Below are 254 nucleotides of genomic sequence, written 5' to 3' on the forward strand. Positions count from 1 at the left end.
ACCAATACCGTTCAAGCTTCTGCCGATTTAACCGTTAACCCAATCAATGACCTGCCAGTTCCTCAAGATCAGCAATTCAGTGTTGAAGAAGACGGTACTTTACTGTTCACAGACGCGGATCTGCTTACAGGCGCGACAGACATTGAAGGTGACAACCTAACGGTTGAAGGTGTGACCTACGATGGTGGCGACGGTATCCTTACCGACAACGGTAACGGCACGTACACCTTTGCGCCAAATGAAAACTTCAATGG

The 254-nt window shown here is 48.4% G+C and carries 1 protein-coding gene; it reads left to right on the forward strand.

All coding sequences use genetic code 11. From position 1 onward, the window contains the following. The coding region (locus tag AB4493_RS05405; RefSeq protein WP_372154630.1) for a cadherin-like domain-containing protein at positions 1–254 on the forward strand (254 nt) is incomplete at both ends.

The sequence above is a fragment of the Vibrio sp. 10N.222.55.A1 genome (assembly GCF_041473835.1).
Taxonomy (GTDB): Bacteria; Pseudomonadota; Gammaproteobacteria; order Enterobacterales; family Vibrionaceae; genus Vibrio; species Vibrio crassostreae_C.